Below are 1801 nucleotides of genomic sequence, written 5' to 3'. Positions count from 1 at the left end.
AGCTGGGACAGGTTCAGACTAACACTTTTTAATGCGCATGATAATAGTTATTATTTATTTTATTGATTAGGTACACAGATTTTGAAACAAAAGGCCGTCTGAAAAATAATTTTCAGACGGCCTTTAAATTTGAAATGCCGCTAAACCTTATCGCTTTCCAGCTTAAGCCTGATAACGCGACAGGCTCAAATCGTCGCTTCGGATTTCGGTATCTTTGCCGCTCACGATATCGGCGGTTAATTTTGCCGAACCCAGCGACATGGTCCAGCCCAAAGTACCGTGGCCGGTATTCAGGAAGAGATTATCAAAGCGGGTGCGCCCGATTAGCGGTGTGCTGTCGGGCGTCATCGGTCTGAGACCGCTCCAGAACAATGCTTGTTTCAAATCGCCGCCTTCGGGGAACAAGTCGTTGACGACCAAAGCCAAGGTTTCGCGGCGTTTTTCGGGCAGTTTGATTTCGTAGCCAGACAATTCCGCCATGCCGCCGACGCGGATTCTGTTGTCAAAGCGCGTGATGGCGACTTTGTAGCTTTCATCTAAAACGGTGGAAACCGGTGCGCCGTCTGAGTTTGTGACGGGCAGGGTCAAGGAATAGCCTTTGACGGGATAAATCGGCAGATTGAGATCCAACTGCGCCAACACAGTCCTGCTGAAGCAGCCGAGCGCGCAGACAACGGCATCTGCTTCAAACCGCCCTGTTTCGGTTTCAACGGCTTTGATGCGCAGCCCGTTGTGGTCGATGCGGCTGATGGTTTGGTTGAAGTGGAACTGTACGCCCTTTTCCTGACACAATTTGTATAGGTTTTCAGTGAAGAGGTGGCAGTCGCCGGTCGCATCCGCAGGCAGGTGCAGGCCGCCGGCAATTTTTGCGGTAACGCGTGCCAGCGCAGGCTCAAACTCGGCGCATTCTTCGGGTTTCAGACGGCGGTACGGCACGCCGTAGCGTTCCAAAACGGCAATGTCTTGTTCTGCCGCTTCGACTTCTTTAGCCTGACGGAAAATCTGCAACGTCCCTTTTTTGCGCCCTTCAAAATTCATGCCGGTTTGCGCTTCAAAACGGCGGAACATTTCTCGGCTGTATTCAGAAATCCTGACCATGCGCTCTTTGTTGATTTGATAGCGCGCGGCCGTGCAGTTTTGCAGCATTTGCCACAGCCATTCGATTTGATACAGGCTGCCGTCAGGGCGAAACAGCAAAGGCGGATGGCTTTTAAACAGCCATTTCAGCGCTTTGGTCGGAATACCGGGAGCAGCCCACGGCGTGGTATAGCCGTAAGAAAGCTGGCCTGCATTGGCAAAACTGGTTTCCATCGCCACACCCTCGGCGCGGTCGATGACTGTTACTTCATGTCCTGCCTCTGCCAGATACCACGCGGAAGATACGCCGGCAACACCAGCACCTAAAACAAGCACTTTCATTTTTCTCCTCCTCTGACTTTTTTCCAAACAGACTTAATATACATCGGGCCGTCTGAATATTCAGATTCAGACGGCCTTGGACATTAATGCGGCAATTCGCCGTTTTTGATTTTTTGTTTGAAGTCGCGCGTTTCATTGACGATGACTTTCGCCATCAACAAAAGCGCAATCAGGTTGGGCAACGCCATCAAGCCGTTGAATGTGTCCGAAGCCAGCCACACCAAATCAAGGCTCAACACGGTTCCCAGCATAACCGAAGAAACATAACCAACGCGGTACAAACCGGCAAACTTCTCGCCGAAGACGTAAACCGCGCATTTCTCGCCGTAATAACACCAGCCGAGAATGGTTGAGTAGGCAAAGAAAATCAGGCCGATGGTGA

General features: G+C 51.1%; 2 protein-coding genes. Both read right to left on the bottom strand.

Annotated elements, in window-relative coordinates:
• Positions 1-162 precede the first annotated feature (162 nt).
• Complete coding sequence (locus ACTHUE_RS17675; protein WP_070461263.1) at positions 163-1419, bottom strand: D-amino acid dehydrogenase; 1257 nt, start codon at positions 1417-1419, stop codon at positions 163-165.
• Positions 1420-1502: 83 nt separating this feature from the next.
• Positions 1503-1801 (bottom strand): alanine:cation symporter family protein (locus ACTHUE_RS17670; protein ID WP_440403062.1); only part of this gene is annotated, 299 nt, incomplete at its 5' end.

It is taken from the genome of Neisseria sp. P0021.S005 (genome assembly GCF_051956955.1).
The sequence above is the reverse complement of the archived record's forward strand: the minus strand, read 5'-3'. Positions and strand labels throughout refer to the sequence as shown.

Bases quoted from the DNA above. Each gene is read 5' to 3' on its own strand.
- ACTHUE_RS17675 (WP_070461263.1), bottom strand. From the start codon at position 1,419: ATGAAAGTGCTTGTTTTAGGTGCTGGTGTTGCCGGCGTATCTTCCGCG.